Consider the following 18,124-nt stretch of genomic DNA (forward strand, 5'->3'; position numbering starts at 1 on the left):
ATTCACGTTATGAAAGATAAAGAACTTAATCTGAACGAAGAAAATTTAAAGTTTATTGAAAAGTTAGGGATTTACTATGAAAACTATGGAATACCACGTATTGGTGGAAGGATATTAGCACTTATACTTGTTGCTAATAATAATGTATCATCTGAGCAAATATCTAAACTTCTAAAAGTTAGTAGAGGGAGTATCTCAACTAATGTAAGACTTTTAGTTTCTTATGGTTTATTAGAAAAAACCTCAATAACAGGGGATAGAACCGATTATTTTGTTATTTGTGCCTCAGCATGGGATAACGCAATAAAAACACGTATTGAAGGGTTTAAAAACCTCAAAAGTATACTTGAAGAAGGCAATAAATCTTTTAATAAAGAGTCTAATTCAAATGAAAACTTAAAAGAAATGTTACGGTGGGTTAATATAATGACTGAAAGTAATGAAAAAGCACTTATAGAATGGAGAAAAGAGATTAAAATTTTGTAAGCAAGAAATTTTAAATTAAACTTAGTTCGGAATGTTCATAGGTTGTGTCCCACCTGTTAGAAAATGCGACATATGAAAGATATAAAGCAACTTAATAAATATGAATTTGAGGTGAGATGCTATGGACAAATATACAAGAGAAGAATTGGTGGAATCGCTACAAGTTGTATCTTCAACTATCAGTAAATGTGAAAAAATGCAGCTAAAATTTGCGGAGGGTAGCTCTCAGCACACGCTCCTTAAGAACAGGATAAAAGCAATGTATATTTCAAAATCATTAATAACAGATGAAGATGTTATGGACAAATATACAAAAGAAGAATTGATAGAATCACTACGCCCCGTATCTTCAGTTATCAGTAAATGTGAAAAAGCACCGCTAAAATTTGCGGAGGGTACCTCTCATCACACCCGCCTTAAGAACCTAATAAAAGCGATGTATATTTCAAAATCATTAATAACAGATGAAATTAGTAAAAGAGATCAATTTCCACTTTTTAGGTGAGATTATGAGTATAACGCCAAGCCCGACAAATTCCAATTTATAGATTTGATGCATTATAATTTTATATTCATTTCTGTCGTATCTTTCTTTTAAAGCGAATGAATTAATAAAAATATATGTTATTCCAGGGGATAATTATTATGTAGATTATTGAATAAAAAATATTTTTATTTTTATGCGAGACAACGCAAAAGCAGTGTGATACTCTGCCTATTGCCGCAAATGATATTTGCATGAATTTTTTTCAATCAGATGTGATTATGAAGCATTTTAAAGATAAACTAGAGCATCAAGCATCAGAATTTTCATTTGATATGATAAACGAAGAACTAGAAAAATGGAGTGAAAAAGAACATGCTATGAATCAGGAAGTAATGGAGTCTTCTCCTCAACAGTTTGGGCTTAATATCCACGGATACTATTTGCCGCATACAAAGTGTAATGAAGTTTTTTATCATCAGGCGTGCCAAGAGGTACAAAAATTTATGAAACATACTAATCAAGAGGCTAATCAAGTTAATATGCAGGATATTTGTTTCTTCTTTAAGGAAACTACGGGACATTATCAATTCAGCGGTTCTGGCTCCCTAAGAAATCAATTGATAGTTTTTATGGGTGTACGCCAGTCTGATATTGAAATACATAGCCAACGTTTCATGGAATATATCGGTACATTGCATACCATGGGGAATTTGCCCGAATACCACAGATAACTTCTAGCCAGCCATGTTTAATACTATTATACCAAATAAAAGGAAATAATGAGACTAGCAGAAGCACTAATAATTTACAAAAAAATAAAAATCCTCTATATTGATTTACAAGTAAATCAATATAGAGGCTTTTTCTTAAATCCACTCAGTAGTAAATAACTGTTAACCATTCAAGACTTAGTGCAGAAGAACTGCAAATGGCAGACGTACAATAACAAGTTACACTTTGACTTAGAAGTTATTGTTTTATATTTCCTTACAGCTTTCTCTAATTATAAACTTAGCCGGTATTGTAATCTTTTTACATATTTCTCTTCCAGATATTAACCGTTCTATAAGTAAATCTACAGCAGTTTCTCCCATAAATTCAATGTGCAGCTTTATTGTAGTTAGGGGTGGTGTCATATACTGTGCACTTGAAATGTCATTAAACCCAACTATGCTCATATCCTCTGGTATCTTTAATTTTCTTTCATATATGGCCTTATAGCAACCTATTGCAATCGAATCGTTAGCTACAAAAGTAGCAGTAGGTATCGTATCTGCTTCTAGGATTTCCTTCATCAACTTGTAACCGTCTCTTGGTGTATAATTACCAATTTTTATAAAATTTTCATTATACACACCTTTTTCTTTCATATATTTACAATATGTATCCTCTCTTAAATCTATAACCCTATCCCCATTAATATCTAAATCTATTCCACCTATATAAGCAATCTTAGTATGTCCTAAAGAAAACAAGTAATCAAGAGCATTTCTTACGGACTTTGAAAAATTAATTATCACTGAATCAAACAAATCCTCATCTTGCGACGTATCTACAAAAACCACAGGCCTCGTAAACTTTTTTATTCCTTCAACATCATTAATATTAAAGGTTCCAAGAGCAATAATACCATCAATATTCTTAAGCTTTTCAAGATCATCATTTTTGCTTATTCTAAATATCTTAGCTCCCTCTGCCACAAGTCTTTTTTCTATTGATACCCTTATAGATAGGTAATAAGTATCCTCAAGTTCCTCTTCAAGCGAATAGGAATAAAGAAGACCTATTTTAAATTTCTTCCTACTTTTTTTACGTTTTGGCGGTGTATACTCAAGCTCCTGAGCAGCTTCAAATACCCTCTGTCTTGTTTCAGCTGATACACTTAATGTTTCATCATAATTTAAAACTCTTGATACTGTAGCAATTGAAACCCTAGCCTTCTCAGCAATATCTTTTATAATAGCCATCCTCTTTATCACCTCTTCTATAAATTTCTATTTTTAACACTTTAAACTTATTCAATTCTATCATATTCAATATGCTTTGCCTAATAATACTTTATTCAAATGATTTACTTTTCCTTAAAAAAGATAATTTTGTCTCTGAGGTAATAATAGCAGCAAATATTAACAAGCACCCTATTAATATTTTCAAAGTCATCTGCTCTCCTAAAAACATAACCGATGCTAGCGCTCCAAACACAGATTCCATAGAAAGTATAATCGCTGCTCTGGTCCCGGTTGTAAACTTCTGCGAAACATTTTGCAGAAGAAACGCTAGCGCCGTACTAAAGATACCAAGATATGATACTGCGAGTATCCCCTTTGAATTCAAGTGAATATCGGTTTGTCCCATTACAGTAATTGCTATTAATGAGAGTATGAATGCAACAGCAAGTTGAAGAATAGTAATCGCAATAGGATCATACTTTTTCACATACTCCCCTACGAAAAATATGTGAAAAGCAAAGGCAAGTGCACATATTATTGTCAACATATCCCCTATATTTATCTTATAACTTCCATTTAGAGTTAAAATCCCCGCACCAGTACATGCAAGCAGTGCCCCTATTATACCAAATTTGTCTACAGGCTTCTTAAACAACATTGTACCTATAAATGGTACCATAACCACATTGATAGAGGTTAAAAATGCATTCTTTGAAGGTGTTGTATACTGAAGACCCTCAGTCTGAAAAGCAAAGGCCAGAAAAAGAAAAAAACCTAAAATTATTCCAGCCTTTAAAGAAGCACTATTAATTTTTTTAAGTTTTTTTCTGTATATTGCTGCCATAATCACTGTGGAAATAAAAAACCTGAGAGTCATAATTTGAAATGGGGTAAGATTTGAATCTAAGGATACACGTGAAGCTACAAACCCCATACCCCATATTATTGCTACAGATAAAAGCCCAAGCTCTCCAATATACTTTCTCATAAACACTTTTCCTCCAATTATAAATATTCCTTGGCCAACATTAAAAACACGCTGGATGTCCATGTAAAAGCAGGGTCTACCAGCCCTTTACCTGTAAAAGGATCAAAATTTTCAGCCATGCCCCCTGTAATGGTTGCATTGCAAAAACGCTGGGCATAATCCTTAGCAATGGACGAATACCCCAAGGTATTTAATGCATCAATTATCAGATACATTACAGGAGCCCAAACAGGTCCAAGCCAATAGCCATCCTCCTTATATAAGGGACTTTTATGTGATTCTGTAGCAAGACCAAAGGTGCTTTCAAAATCCTCTTTAAGGCTCGTTACAATACTCGCTGTTATATCTTTTGGAAACCTATACCCAATAACAATAGGAAGCCTTAATAAAAGGCTAGTTCTATAGGGTACTTCTCGCTCCTTAGTCCCATGTACAATAGCTGCAAACCCATTTCCACTCCATAGACGTTCCATTAAAATCTCATACATATCATCTGCTTCTTTTTTCCATCTATCCTTATCTTTCATCTTCCCTAGTTCAAGAGCCATTTCGGATAAAATATCCATCTGTCTTATAAGATGAGCTGCAAGGTCAGGAGACTCCACGGGAATACCCATATGGAAAACAGAAGCATTATCCCACCCTGAATCATTTCCATGGTTATATAAGGGAAGCGTATTTTTGTTTTTCCTTCTATACTCTAGCCAGTACTCTGTTGCTCTTGCTAAGGATTCATACATGGTTTCCACAACATCTTTTGTGTTAAAAAAGCTGTTGTTTTTTCTTATTTTACTAAAGGCCCATGCATGAATAGGTGGCTTACAGCAGCTAAAGGAGGAATACCTGTCATTTATAAAATCTGGATATATTCCACACTCATCCTGGTTTTCTACAAATAATAAAAGCTGGTCTAAAGCAAGTTCCGGATGATTTAAACTTAACATCATTGCATTAAAACAGTTATCCCAGCTCCATATGTTGTTCATTGAATTTTTTGACATATACATGGCATAACGTGTTAACTTATCCTGAGGATGAACAACACAAGACCAAGTTATATAGCTTGCAAGCTCCCTTGAGGCCATGTACCTCTCTGGAACTTCAGGCATGGATTTAAGCCAATCTCCATAACACTCATCTACCTTTTTTTGAGCCATTTCATAGCTCTCAAAGTTTTTACATTTCCATACTGTCTTATAACTCTCTATAACAAGATGCATATAGCCTTCTTTTGTTTCAACATCCATAGCTATGCTTTCATTTCCTACAATCTTCCAGGGTGCATTTAATGCTACATTCCCCTCTATCAAGGAAAACATCATTTTAATTTCCTTGGAATAAAAATGATATTCCCATTTATCTGCATCATACTCAAGTACATTATCATATCTTGTTTTAACTGCATTAAACCTAAGTCCAATCCCTCTAGCTTCAATATGAATCATATCCTCTTCACTAATACAAATATTAATTTGATCCTGTGGATTTTCAATTCCCATTAAAGTTAGCTTTGTTTCGCTAACTTTAATACTGTATGGGACTGGATTTCCACCTTTTATTACTTGGATTTTAAAAATTGTACTTTCTGATTCATCGCCTCCATGCACATCTCTTAAAAGTAATTCTCCAGACTCTAAATCTGTAGAAAAAACAAGATATGATCCGTACCTGCTAAAGGGTACATCACTTATATTAAATTCCATACTATCACCTCTTAAATATTATTTAAGCTAAACTATTTTTCATATAAAATTTTACTGTATTCTGCCAGGTCTATATTTTCTTCATTATAAAATGACAGCTCAATTTCAAAATTAAATTCCCCAGGGCTTAGCTTATACTTTGGAAGCTGATCCTGACCACAGCTAGCACTTCCAAGTCCATTTTGTCTATAATCAATATCTAACACAATAAAATCAGCTTTTTTTATTTCATGCTGGTGCCTTGCAGTTTCTAGCATTTCTTTTGTATAGTCGTGGACAGTAAAATCAAAGGTCTTCTGAGACTTTACAAAAATCCCGGTATTTAAATCCTTTACGCTCATCCAATATACATCCGTATGATTTCCATTTTCTTGCGGATATATATATGGTGTATGCATATTTTCTACTTTATTTCTATATACCCCAGTAGTAGATGCGAGCTTACTGTCACTATAGGATTCACCAGGACCTTTTCCATACCAGGCTGCACTGCTTAGATCCTTGTTTACAAATAGTTCAAGCCCTATTTTTGGGATTATACTTGGCATATTTAGTTCTTCCCTAAAAGGATGTCCTTCTACCTTTAGAACTATATCGCCATTAGAGTGTATTGTGTAATTATATACTGCTTTAAAGGCCCATCCTTGATTTGGTGGGGCAATATGAACACCTATTTTTACAGAAACAAAAGAGCTATGTTTTTCATATTCAATATATTCTAACATCTCCTGCATCATGTGAAGGAAATATTTTTCTTTCCAATCCTTCAAAAGGTACATGTCATTATCAATAGGAGCGCGCCAAAAGTTTAATCTAGGCCCTTTCTCTATCATCCTCTTGCCTTTGTATTTATACTCCTCAAGGCCCCCAAAAATTTTATTAAAAATAACCTCAAAATCACTACCTTTTATAATAATTCTTCCGCCATTTTCTTTTACCTCTAGTTCTCTATTAACAGGACGAATATACTTATTTGCTTCAAAAATTGGAAGCTTGAATTGCTCAAATGTTATCTCATGCCCAGCTTTCGCCCACAGCTCATCTCTATTTAAAACATATTTTATATTAATCCAGTAATCTGTATTTTCAATTACCTTTTGTATATTAATTGGGATTTTAATTTCCTTTTCCTCTCCTGGATTAACATCACTAAGATGTATAACTCCAGAATCCAATAGGTTTTCATCAAAGCTAACATTCCATTTTATATCAACATGTGATAAATCAATAAAATCGTACAAATTTTTAACTTTAATTATTCCTCTTTCAAGATCCACCGCATAGGTACTAATAGGCTCAATAACCTTCTTATACTCTAAAAGACCTGGTGATGGGTTTCTATCCGGAAATATAAGTCCATCTATACAAAAATTACCATTATGTGGATATTCTCCAAACTCTCCTCCATAAGCATAGTACTCCTGCCCCTCTTGGTTTTTTTGCTTTATACCATGATCGAACCATTCCCATATAAATCCACCCTGAAGCCTTTTATATTTTCTAAACACTTCCTGATATTCCTTGAGACCTCCAGGTCCATTCCCCATGGCATGCCCATATTCACAAAGTATATGTGGCTTTTTCCCTTCCTCATCCTTTCCGATTTCTTCAAGCTTGTGGAGCCTTGTATACATAGTACTAACTACGTCGCTTATAACTGCGTCTCTATCACCTTCATAGTGTATAAGTCTTGTATTATCAATACTTCGGCAGGCCTGCGCCATAGCAGTAAAATTGCTTCCGAATCCTGATTCATTTCCAAGGGACCACATAATAATTGAGGGATGGTTCCTATCCCTTTTCACCATCCGTACAGCCCTATCTACATATGCCTTTTCCCACTTATTATTATCACTTATCCAATTATAATTTCCCGTAAGCTCAAAGCCATGGCACTCAATATCTGTCTCATCTATTACGTACAATCCATAAATATCACATAATTCATAAAAATAAGGATGGTTTGGATAATGAGAGGTTCTAACAGAATTTATGTTATGTTGCTTCATTAAAAGAACATCATCTAACATATTTTCTTTTGTTACAGTTCTTCCCGTTTCAGGGTTAAAATCGTGCCTATTTACTCCATTTAGCATTATTACTTTTCCATTTACAGTGAAATTTCCATCTATAACCTCTATTTTTCTAAAGCCAATTTTAAGAGGTACAGAGTAAAGTGTTTCTCCTGTTGAATCCTGTAATTCCATTATAAGTGTATATAGATAAGGAGTTTCAGCTGTCCACTTGTTTGGGGATAATATTTTTTTCTCTAGTAATATTTTAATACTATTTTCTTTTTCTATGGCAATATCACTATATTCAAATTCACATATAGCTCTATTGCTCATATCGAATAAACTGCATTTCACGCTAAATCCCTTAATGCCTACAGTGTTGTAGTTTGAGCAGAGTATATCAAGCTTTAGGGTTGAGTCATTGTAACTGTCATCAAAGTCAGTTATAACATAAATGTCGTCTATGCAAGCATAGGGTTCATTTATTAATTCCACACTTCTGAAGATTCCACTGAGCCACCACATATCCTGGTCTTCAAGGTATGTACCGTCTGACCACTGATAAACCCTTACTGTAATATCATTTTCTCCCTGGTTAACAAAAGAGGTTATATCAAATTCTGAGGTTAATCTGCTTCCCTTGCCATAACCTGCAGGCTGTCCATTTACCCAGATATTAAAGGCGCTATCTACACCATGAAATTTTAGTATGGTACGATTTCCAAGCCACTTACTGTCTAGCTTAAAACTACGCTTATAAATTCCTGTAGGATTTTCTGTAGGCACATATGGTGGGTTGATAGGAAATGGGTAATATACATCTGTATAGTGCATTTTCCCATAGCCCTGAAGCTGCCAATTTCCTGGAACCACAATATCATTCCAGTTTGAAGCATCATATTCAATACTATTAAAGTTATCAGGAGACAACTCTGGAGCTTTAAGAAACATAAATTTCCATAATCCATCAAGTGTTATTTTTCCAAAGCTTTTAAGCTCATCATAGGTTAAAGCATCCTCCATGGAATTATATCCGTTAAAATCTGCCCGACTATCTTTTCTGTTTACATGGAGTAAATCAATATTTTCCCAATCCTTTATCTTTCGCTTCATAAAAATGCTCCTTTCATTATTGTTTTATACCACCGCTCATACCTTCCACAATATACTTTTGTGCAAAGGCAAAAACAATGATAGGTGGAATTATCATAAGAATTGTAATGGCCATTATAGGTATTATTTGCATATTGTGGACTCCCTTAAATGATGCAAGACCAAGTGCTAAAGTATATTTTGTCCTGTCTTGCAAGAAAATAAGAGGACCAAGATAATCATTCCAAACAAGAAGGATGTTAAGTACGCCTATAAGTATTAAAGGTGCCCTCATAATAGGAACAAATATCTTTGAAAAAATTTGAAAATCATTTGCTCCATCAATTTTTGCAGCTTCTTCAAAATCCCTTGGGATTCCCATTAAAAATTGTCTTAAGAGAAATACACTATATGCTGATGCAAAAAACGACGGTACAATCAGAGGTTTTAATGTATTTATCCATTTAAAAGCATTAAATTCCATATAAAGGGGTATCATTGTTACATCCCAAGGAATCATCATAGTAGAAAGTAGTAAAACAAAGAGTATATTCTTTCCCTTGAAATTGTATCTTGCAAAACCATAGGCCACAAGTGAACAAGAAACAACCTGACCTATTGTAGTAAGCACCGTTACAATCACAGAATTTTTTAAGTATACATAGAAGGGTTGGGAATTCCAAGCTTTTATAAAGTTGTCAAAGTGCCATACACCAGGCATTATCTTAGGCGGAAATGAAAAGGCTTCCCCTTCTGTTTTAAATGCTGTAAGAATCATCCATACAAAAGGAAATAAAAAATAAAGTGTAAATATGCCTAAAAATATATATATTATTATCTTTTCCATTTTGCTCATCTTCATCTTTTATTACCTCCTTTTTTGTTAACAGCTAATTCATTTTCATAGAATACCCAGGTATCAGAGGATTTAAATATAATAGCTGTCAAGATTAATATTATAACAAACATAAACCATGCATTTGCACTAGCATATCCAAGTTTGAACTGTTTAAAGGCATTGTTATACACATAAAGGCCATAAAAATAAGTTGATTTCATAGGTCCCCCATTTGTTAACAATAGTGCCAAGGTAAGCTGCTGCAAGGCAGTTATAGTTGATGTAATGAGGTTAAATAAAAGCGTTGGAGTGATAAGTGGCAATGTAATAGAAAAGAAGGATCGCACAGGTGATGCACCATCTATATAGGCTGCTTCATACATATCTTTTGGAATACTACTTATTGCTGTATAGAATATAAGCATCATTGTACCTACTCCCCAAGCGCTTGCAACAACAATAGCTGTAATAGCCCATTTGGGGTCTGTGAGCCACCTTGGCCCTGTAATCCCAATAAGGGATAAAAGATAATTTAAAATTCCATATTGAGAATTTAAAATCCATCCCCAAATAATTGAAATTGCCACTCCAGATACTACAGTAGGTATATAGAAAATAGTTCTAAAGATCTTTACTCCCTTTACTGGCCTGGTTATAAGAAGTGCAAGAATAAGAGCTAAAATAAGGTTTAAGGGTACAAATATTAAGGCGAACTTTAGCGTTATAACAAGTGATTTAACAAACTGAGTATCTGTCTTAAACATATTTATGTAATTTCCCAGGCCTACAAATTCTCGTGTTCCAATAACCGGCCAATTGTAAACGCTCATTATCAATGAGAAAACCAGTGGCACTAGAGTAAACACAAGAAATCCTATTATCCATGGTGATATAAAAAGATAAGGTGTAATATTATTTATAAATTTCTTCTTTTTTATTTTTATCTCCTTGGTCTGTTCCATACTAAACCCTCCTATATTTAATTCAAAGAATTATTCCGCTTTTAACGGAATAATTCTTTGAAAAGTACTATTTTACAGCTTCGTCAAGAGCCTCTTTAGGATTCCTATAGGTACTTGAATTAAATACCTGTTCGAAGACAAGTGATAATTTATCAGATAGCTGACTCCATTTATCAATTTTGAAGGATGAAGGTGTATATCCTTCACTCTGGCTTAGCATAGTATAGAATACCGAATACGTGCTATCATTTGTAAGATTTTCTGATTTTGACACAGATTTTAATACTGGAATTTCATGTCCAATACGTGCCTTATTTGCTTCCTCTGATGTCCAATATTTTATAAACTTCCATGCAGCTTCCTTATTCTTTGAGGTCTTTGATATAGAAACTCCTGAAGAACTTATAATACTTATGGATTTCTTGCCCTTTTCAAATACTGGCAGTGTTGCAACACCGAATTTTATACCAGCAGTTTTTAAAGTATCCATGGACCATGACCCATTTATAAACATTGCAGCCTTTCCAGTTTTCATTTCATCTAAACCAGATCCTTCAGATGCAATTGCAACGCCATTTTTTTCCATGTTTTGGAACATACTAAGAGTTTCCACAGCTTTTGCACTATTTAGATTCCCCTCAAGCTTTGAATCATCTCCTACATATTTAGTACCATTATTCCATAGGTGCATCTCAAAATCATATGGGTCTGGCTTGCCAGAAAAAGCAAATCCAAATACCTTTTCACTTTTATTTGTTAGCTTCTTAGCTGTTTCCGTAAGTTCCTGCCAAGTCCATCCAGCTGTTGGATAAGGAATACCAGCTTTGTCAAAGAGTGCTTTATTGTAGTAAACTACATGAGTTGTGTAACCTACAGGCATTCCAAGAACTTTTCCCTTTATAGAATTATAGTTCCATAATGCTTCATAGAAGTTGTCCTTATAAGGTTGTCCTTCTTTTTGAATATAAGTATCAAGGGGTTCAAGGGCGCCTCCATATTGAGGATAATTCCACATATACATTACATCCGGAGCATCATTTGCACCGATACCTGCAGCAATCTTAGTATCATAGTCATTACCATATCCCTCTAGAACTACATTCACATCTTTGTTTTCAACATTGAACTTATCAACTAGTTGCTGCTGCAATGTAAGGGTTTCATCAGAGTCCCATGTTGCAAATCTTATGTTTGCCTTTTGTTTAGGTTTTTCTGTGGCATTGCTGCTTGGTTTAGTTGCACAGCCAGTAAACATGCTTAGCGTTAAAGTCATTGCAATTAATAATGTTAATACTTTTTTTGTTTTCATTATTTTGCCCCCTTAATAATAAATCTGTAAGTTTATCTCAAACCCATAAAATTTTTTATGAATTTTCAAACATTTACCTGTAGTATTATCTTCACAAAGTTTTGATTTAAATCTAAAAAGCCATAATGTCTGTAGTTTCCACTTCTATAGTTAGTTTTAAATTTCATATTTAAATAGTAAAACGTTTACTTTAATTAATAATATACAACTTTTTTTAGTAAAAGTCAATAAATAAAGTAGTAAAAATGTTTGTTTTTACTACTTTATTTAAGCGTTAATATTATTTGAAATATTTACTAATATTTCTCTTATAAGTTTTTTAAATAAGTACTGTAGTCATGTTACCAGTCTATAGTGAAATTTGTAAAAATTTATTTATATCAAAATACTTTTTCGTTTTCCATTATTTAAGTTGGTAAAATTTTGCCATTTTTACTATCTGTGTTTATATAAACAGTTACAGCATAAGCTCTTTAATTGTTGGACTTAATTAATAACATAAAAAAGCCCCTCCTTTAATTTGGAGAGGATGATTGGGGTCAGACCCCTTACAAAAATTGGAACAGTTTTTGTTGATACTACAAGTTATAGAAACATACTCATAACCATATATATAATTGCAGCTAAGGTTGCCGATATTGGCAGTGTTATAAACCAGGTGATTATCATTTTTTTCCCTGTATTCCACTTTACTCCCTTTACTCTATAAGATGTACCTACTCCCATTATTGAAGATGATATAACATGGGTTGTACTAACTGGAAGACCAAATCTGGATGCTCCAAATATTATTAAAGCAGATGACAAATCTGCTGCTACGCCATTAACAGGCCTAATTTTCATAATTTGTGTTCCAACTGTCTTTATTATTCTCCAGCCTCCAATGGAAGTACCAAGTGCCATGGATGTAGCACAAGATACTTGTACCCATAAAGGGATATTTCCCGGCTTTATCAAATTATTGCTTACAAGAGCCATTGTTATTATTCCCATGGATTTTTGAGCATCGTTTGTTCCATGAGCAAAGGACTGAACCGCAGCTGTAATAGCCTGAAGTCTTCTAAATCTTATATTGGTTTTGGAAAGGTTTAAGTTTTTAAATACATATTTAAAAATAGTAAACATAATATAGCCTACTACAAAGGCAAGTATGGGAGATACCAGCAGTGACTTTATTATTGCTACAAATCCTTTATAGTTTATGGATGAAACCCCTGCAGATGTAATAGCCGCACCCGCAATTGAACCTATAAGTGCATGAGATGAACTGCTTGGTATCCCAAGATACCATGTAACGAGGTTCCATACTATAGCAGAAACAAGTGCTGCAAGTATAACTACAGCTCCGTTGGGTATTAAATCCAGGTTTACTATATCCTTAGCGATGGTTTTTGCAACCCCAGTGAAGGCAACTGCTCCTAGAAAATTCATTAAAGAGGCAATTATAATTGCACGTCTTGGACTTAATGCCTTTGTTGATACAGCTGTTGCAATTGCATTTGCAGTATCATGAAAACCATTAATAAAGTCGAAAGACAGTGCAAGGATAACGGTTAAACTAATCATTAAATATGATGTACTCATCTCAGTTCTCCTTACGCATTCTTCATTACTACCGTTTCAAGTACTTTTCCAACCTTTTGGCATTCATCTGCGGTATCTTCAAGAAATCTATATATATCCTTATACTGAATAAGTCTAACTATGTCCTTCTCTTTTACAAAAAGCTCCTTTATTGCCCTTCTTTCAAGAATATCGCACTTTTCCTCATATTCTTTTATTTTAACTGAATGCTGTCTTATTTGTGTAAGCTTCTTCTGTGAAAGCAAATCCACAGAACTATTTATTTCAATTATGCATTTGTTTAACAAATCACTAAACTCCACCATGTAATCGTCTATTTCATATATGTTATACATATAGAAATGAGCTGCACATTCCTCAAGCCCATCAAGAATTTCATCCATGTGTAGCGCAAGTTCCATGGCATCCTCACGTTCAATTGGAGTAATAAAGGTATTATTTAAATCCTTTATTATTTCATCAACAAAGATATCCCCCTTATGCTCATACTCCTTCATTTTCTTTTGAAATTCATCAAGATGTTTTTCTTCCGTAATTTTAAAATCTAGAAAATACTGTCCACTTTCTTTTAAGTTTGCAGAAATGTCTAAAAGCATTAAAAATAACTTATCTTTCTTTCGTGTGTTAAGTTTCATTGATCGTATCCCCCTTCTACTCACTATCTAAAATAATTATCCTTAAATATTCTACCACTAAATGTCATATTCCGAAATAATATTTTTTCTTAATATTTTAATTGCTTTGGAAATAATTTCAAATATATTAAATAAAGAATAGAAATCTAAAAATAAAAAGTAAACCCATATCATTAGATATGGGTTTACTACTATGATCGCAACGATATTAATATTAATTTGATGAAAAGCGCGTTAGTTTTTTAATAAATTCTCAATATCAGCCTTTATTTTTGGTAGAGATACTGTGGGGCTATATCTCTTAATTACCTTCCCCTCAGAATCTATTAAAAACTTAGTAAAGTTCCCTTTTATTTCCTTACCTACAAGACCTTTTGCCTCACCCTTTAAATATTTAAACAATGGATGTTCTGTTTCTCCATTCACATCTATTTTTTCAAACATAGTAAAAGAGGCACCATAGCCTGATTGACAAAATTCTTGCATATCTGCACTACTTTCTGAAAATTGCTTTGGGAATTGAGTACACGGAAATCCTAAGATCTCTAAACCTTCTTCTTTGTATTCCCTATTTAATTCTTCTAGATCTTCAAACTGAGGTGTTAATCCACATCTACTTGCAGTATTTACAACTAAAACCACTTTACCCTTGTATTTCTCCATCTTTATTTCTTGACCATTATTTTCTTTTGCTAAAAAATCATAAAAACGCATATATATTACACCCTTTCATTTTGAATTTTAAATTTTAAATAATTTTCATTAACAGTGCATCTAAAGAATTTTTTAAAAGCTTAAACTCCTCCACAGTTACTCCAACTTTAGAATATATTTTAGCTATTACTTCACTTCTAAATATATATTAACATATGCATTTATATAAAACTATCACTCTATAGCTATCTTATCATTTTTTTCTTTTATTCTTCTTTTGAAAGAACCTGATTTTTACTTTTTATAAACATCTCGCCAAGAATCTCTGTAATCTCATATTCAGAAGGTGAGAGACTTTTTTCAATAAATGGGATAACTTCATTTTGCTTTAAATCGTACATTTCTTCGATTTCTCTAGAAAATAATTTCGTATTGTTTTCTAAAAGTGCTGCTAGTGATGGCTGAGGAAGTGGTTTAAGTTCTTCTTTTTCAGTAAGAAGCTGGGAAAGTCCATCCACGTAACTATCGAAAGAGCGGGCACCTACAATTTTAATGGCTTTACTTTCCTTGTTAACCATAATAATTGTTGGAAATACTTCTGCTCCCAATTTTCTACCAAAGGCAAAGTCTTCTTCTAAAAGCTCTTGGCTCTTCGAAAGAGCTGATTCTTTAACTACTTCCTCTCCATTCATTCCTAGATTATTCACAATCTCAATTAGCACTTGTTCTTCTCCGATGTTTTGGTTAAAAGGAAAAACTGCCTCTCTTGCTTTGCGTAAAAATACTTTAGCTAGTTTCTCATTCTTTTGATTAATTACTTTAAATACACGGGAAACAGGATAGGAGGACTCAATTGGGTTGTCAAACCATAAGGAACCATCAATAGGCATACGAGTATGCTCACCAACTTCTCTCCAATGGGAAGCAACGTCTGATGGACCAGAAATACCGTTAGATGGGTCTGAAAAGCCATCCCAGTTTTTCAATAATCCACCCATAAAAATACTGAAATTAAAGTATTGGCCATATTGTGCCTTAAAACGTCTTATTACAGGTTCAAAGGCCCAGCAATGAGAGCACATCGGGTCAGTAAAATAATAAAGATCTATCTTATTTTTAGGGATATTTAAGTTAATTAACTCCATTTCTTTTTCATTATCAATTCCACATGAAACTGCGTCGATGTCACAAAACATATTATTATTATTATTATTATTATTATTATTATTCATTTTTATCCCCTTTCATCTGGTTTACAAAGCAAGCTTTATATTTTATCGTCCGTTGTTGAATAAGCTTAAGAGCAATGTCTAAGGAGAAACTTTTAAATGAGTTTTCAATTACAAAAGTTTGCTATTATATTTCCCTACCTTTAAAAAATCTCTTAATAGGTACTAATGCTAAAAGTACGGATGTTATTATCCCCTCAACTCCTGCACTTGAGCCGTTATATATGCATGAATACAATAAAACATTCATACCCTTTGGTGCATATTGTCCGAAAAACAATACTCCAGATAAGATATTAAAAAACAATGCAATACCTGTTGCAAATAATCCTCCACATATGATTTTATATTTTTTATCATGCCCAAAGGTATCTGCTAAACCAAGTGCCATTGCTGATAATACAAAATCTAGTACAAATTGAACAGGATGTATTATAAAGGCACCATTTAAAATCTTACATAGTCCAAATAAAATCCCTCCTGTAAGTCCTGCCGTTCTTCCACAAAGAATTGAAAGTAGCATTATTGGTAGCATAGACATTAATGTTATACCGCCACCTTGAGGATACTTTACAATTGGCACCATATATAGAACATATGCCAGTGCACTCATCATAGCTGTTATAACCATTGTTTTAGTTGTAAATTTATGTTTCCGTACATCCATTATATACAGTATAAATATTATTATTGATACTATCCCAGTTAAAATAATCATTGCAATTCCCCTTTTTATTGTGCATTAATTATATGCATTATCCCAAAATTTCAACTCATACATGCATGATTTCATAAAAATAGCTAATAGTTTTATCTTTTCTTCTTCATTTATATCCTTGCACAAATCATTTATATAATCTATCCAGTCATTAGTGAATTTTTCAAAGCCATCAGAAGCATATTCTTCAATCCATGGCTTAAAAAAATTCTCCTCTAGCTTATTTTCATAAGTCTTTTTAATATATTTACCTATGTAGCTATAACTCCAGGTACAAGGCATAGTAACAAGAGCAATCTCTTTTAAATCTCCAGTAAGCGCTACCCCTTGCATATAGCTTGTATAGCTTGAAGTTATTAAATCATATTCACATTTTTCCGTTTCCTTTGCAGTTAATCCAAAGCCTTCTAAATATTTTATATGAACAGCCGCCTCATCCTCCATAGTTCCTCTTATTGAATTATAATAAAATTTCATCTCCTCCATAGTTTTGGCCTTAACCAGCCCTACGCAAAATACCTTTGAATATTCTTTTAAATACAGATAATCCTGTATAAGATATTTTTTAAACTTCTCCTTATCTAAGGTACCTTCTCCTATCTCCTTTATAAATGGATGTTCTAAATATGAATTCCAAAATCCCTTTACCTCTTCAAATATATAATCTGTAAATTTCATAATAATCCCCTTTCAATATCTTCTATGAATCATCTAAAATAAAATAACAAGAAAAGATGCCTAAACCAAAAAACACCTATATTCCCTTATGGAATATAGGCGCGTAGTTTACATTTATAAATATTATTTATCATTACAATCTATATAATATTTTTAGTAAGCTTTCCTACGCTGGTATTATCCAGATCAGGTTAAAGGGTTAATAGTAAAAACTATTTCTCAGCACAAGTGCACCCCTAGCAAACATTCTATTTTCCTTTATTATAACCCTGTGTAAAAGCTTGTCAACAATATTTTATAGATTTAGCAAGTTCTATGTTTTATAGATTTAGCAAGTTCGTTTATTTCTTACTGCACTTAGAGTTGAATTTTTTGTCTCACATTAAATTACCCTCTCCACTAAATAATAAATTACTACAAGTAGAGTAAAAATACCAACTAAATTCATAACTCTTTTTAGATTTACATGATTACTAAATAACGCTAGACATATCTCAAGTAGAAACACTAGAATGGCTCCCATTATGGAAAGCTCAATTATTAAAATAGTGAAGATAAAGAAGTAACCTATTGCCCCTACGAAAGATGCTAATGCTGATATCAGTAATCCCAAAGCAATGGCCAAAATCATTGGTGATAGTTTACACCTTACTGACTTGTTATTTCTGAAAGCCCAAAATTGATAAATCCCAAATAAAATGGTTAGAGTTATACGAACAACATTAATTGAAACATTCAAATTTACCCCTCCTATAAAGATTTTTACTGATATAATGGCATTAGTTACCATATCATAG

General features: G+C 33.1%; 17 protein-coding genes and 1 riboswitch. Of the genes, 3 read left to right on the plus strand and 14 right to left on the minus strand.

The annotated features are described in order from the left end of the window. Window positions 1-9: 9 nt before the first annotated feature. The 3 genes from KPL50_RS15030 to KPL50_RS15040 all read left to right on the plus strand — a co-directional run bounded on the left by KPL50_RS15030 (window position 10) and on the right by KPL50_RS15040 (window position 1,704). Entirely contained in the window at window positions 10-486 is a 477-nt protein-coding gene (locus KPL50_RS15030) for a GbsR/MarR family transcriptional regulator (RefSeq protein ID WP_216299352.1), read from the plus strand. A gap of 121 nt (window positions 487-607) precedes the next feature. Continuing rightward, window positions 608-991 carry a hypothetical protein gene (locus tag KPL50_RS15035; RefSeq protein WP_216299353.1) on the plus strand — a complete coding sequence of 128 codons (384 nt, stop codon included), beginning with the start codon at window positions 608-610 and terminating at the stop codon, window positions 989-991. Window positions 992-1,224: 233 nt separating this feature from the next. Beyond that, on the plus strand, window positions 1,225-1,704 hold the full coding sequence (locus KPL50_RS15040; RefSeq protein WP_216299354.1) for a hypothetical protein: 480 nt from the start codon (window positions 1,225-1,227) through the stop codon (window positions 1,702-1,704). 246 nt (window positions 1,705-1,950) lie between these two features. Here KPL50_RS15040 and KPL50_RS15045 read toward each other — a convergent pair whose 3' ends face one another. The 14 genes from KPL50_RS15045 to KPL50_RS15110 form a co-directional block, all read right to left on the minus strand. Next, the gene (locus KPL50_RS15045) at window positions 1,951-2,940 is read right to left on the minus strand and encodes a LacI family DNA-binding transcriptional regulator (protein WP_216299355.1); all 990 of its coding nucleotides are present in this window, start codon (window positions 2,938-2,940) and stop codon (window positions 1,951-1,953) included. A gap of 91 nt (window positions 2,941-3,031) precedes the next feature. Further along, the gene (locus KPL50_RS15050) at window positions 3,032-3,910 is read right to left on the minus strand and encodes a DMT family transporter (RefSeq protein ID WP_216299356.1); all 879 of its coding nucleotides are present in this window, start codon (window positions 3,908-3,910) and stop codon (window positions 3,032-3,034) included. Between the two features lie 17 nt (window positions 3,911-3,927). Further along, window positions 3,928-5,613 carry an amylo-alpha-1,6-glucosidase gene (locus KPL50_RS15055; protein WP_216299357.1) on the minus strand — a complete coding sequence of 562 codons (1,686 nt, stop codon included), beginning with the start codon at window positions 5,611-5,613 and terminating at the stop codon, window positions 3,928-3,930. A 32-nt stretch (window positions 5,614-5,645) separates the two neighbouring features. Then, window positions 5,646-8,741, minus strand: coding sequence for a beta-galactosidase subunit alpha (gene ebgA / locus KPL50_RS15060; protein WP_216299358.1), 3,096 nt, complete (start codon window positions 8,739-8,741; stop codon window positions 5,646-5,648). Window positions 8,742-8,757: 16 nt separating this feature from the next. Beyond that, window positions 8,758-9,582 (minus strand): carbohydrate ABC transporter permease, encoded by an 825-nt coding sequence (locus KPL50_RS15065; RefSeq protein WP_216299359.1) that lies wholly within the window; start codon window positions 9,580-9,582, stop codon window positions 8,758-8,760. Then, on the minus strand, window positions 9,579-10,520 hold the full coding sequence (locus KPL50_RS15070) for a carbohydrate ABC transporter permease (RefSeq protein ID WP_253200643.1): 942 nt from the start codon (window positions 10,518-10,520) through the stop codon (window positions 9,579-9,581). Before KPL50_RS15070 ends, KPL50_RS15065 begins: the two co-directional genes overlap by 4 nt. A 67-nt stretch (window positions 10,521-10,587) precedes the next feature. Continuing rightward, window positions 10,588-11,829 (minus strand): sugar ABC transporter substrate-binding protein, encoded by a 1,242-nt coding sequence (locus KPL50_RS15075; RefSeq protein WP_216299360.1) that lies wholly within the window; start codon window positions 11,827-11,829, stop codon window positions 10,588-10,590. A 585-nt stretch (window positions 11,830-12,414) separates the two neighbouring features. After that, on the minus strand, window positions 12,415-13,413 hold the full coding sequence (locus KPL50_RS15080; RefSeq protein WP_216299361.1) for an inorganic phosphate transporter: 999 nt from the start codon (window positions 13,411-13,413) through the stop codon (window positions 12,415-12,417). Between the two features lie 11 nt (window positions 13,414-13,424). After that, window positions 13,425-14,048 carry a DUF47 domain-containing protein gene (locus KPL50_RS15085; protein WP_216299362.1) on the minus strand — a complete coding sequence of 208 codons (624 nt, stop codon included), beginning with the start codon at window positions 14,046-14,048 and terminating at the stop codon, window positions 13,425-13,427. Between the two features lie 234 nt (window positions 14,049-14,282). After that, window positions 14,283-14,762 carry a glutathione peroxidase gene (locus tag KPL50_RS15090; RefSeq protein WP_216299363.1) on the minus strand — a complete coding sequence of 160 codons (480 nt, stop codon included), beginning with the start codon at window positions 14,760-14,762 and terminating at the stop codon, window positions 14,283-14,285. A gap of 206 nt (window positions 14,763-14,968) precedes the next feature. Further along, window positions 14,969-15,934 (minus strand): DsbA family protein, encoded by a 966-nt coding sequence (locus KPL50_RS15095; protein WP_216299364.1) that lies wholly within the window; start codon window positions 15,932-15,934, stop codon window positions 14,969-14,971. A 124-nt stretch (window positions 15,935-16,058) separates the two neighbouring features. Continuing rightward, window positions 16,059-16,649 (minus strand): energy-coupled thiamine transporter ThiT, encoded by a 591-nt coding sequence (gene thiT / locus KPL50_RS15100; protein ID WP_216299365.1) that lies wholly within the window; start codon window positions 16,647-16,649, stop codon window positions 16,059-16,061. Window positions 16,650-16,673: 24 nt separating this feature from the next. Then, window positions 16,674-17,327 (minus strand): thiaminase II, encoded by a 654-nt coding sequence (gene tenA, locus KPL50_RS15105; RefSeq protein ID WP_216299366.1) that lies wholly within the window; start codon window positions 17,325-17,327, stop codon window positions 16,674-16,676. A 146-nt stretch (window positions 17,328-17,473) separates the two neighbouring features. Then, window positions 17,474-17,575: riboswitch (TPP riboswitch) on the minus strand. Between the two features lie 134 nt (window positions 17,576-17,709). Then, a complete protein-coding gene (locus KPL50_RS15110) occupies window positions 17,710-18,066 on the minus strand; it encodes a hypothetical protein (RefSeq protein WP_216299367.1) in 357 nt (118 codons plus the stop codon). Window positions 18,067-18,124: the final 58 nt, after the last annotated feature.

Source organism: Clostridium sp. CF012 (assembly GCF_018861755.1).
GTDB lineage: Bacteria > Bacillota > Clostridia > Clostridiales > Clostridiaceae > Clostridium_AD.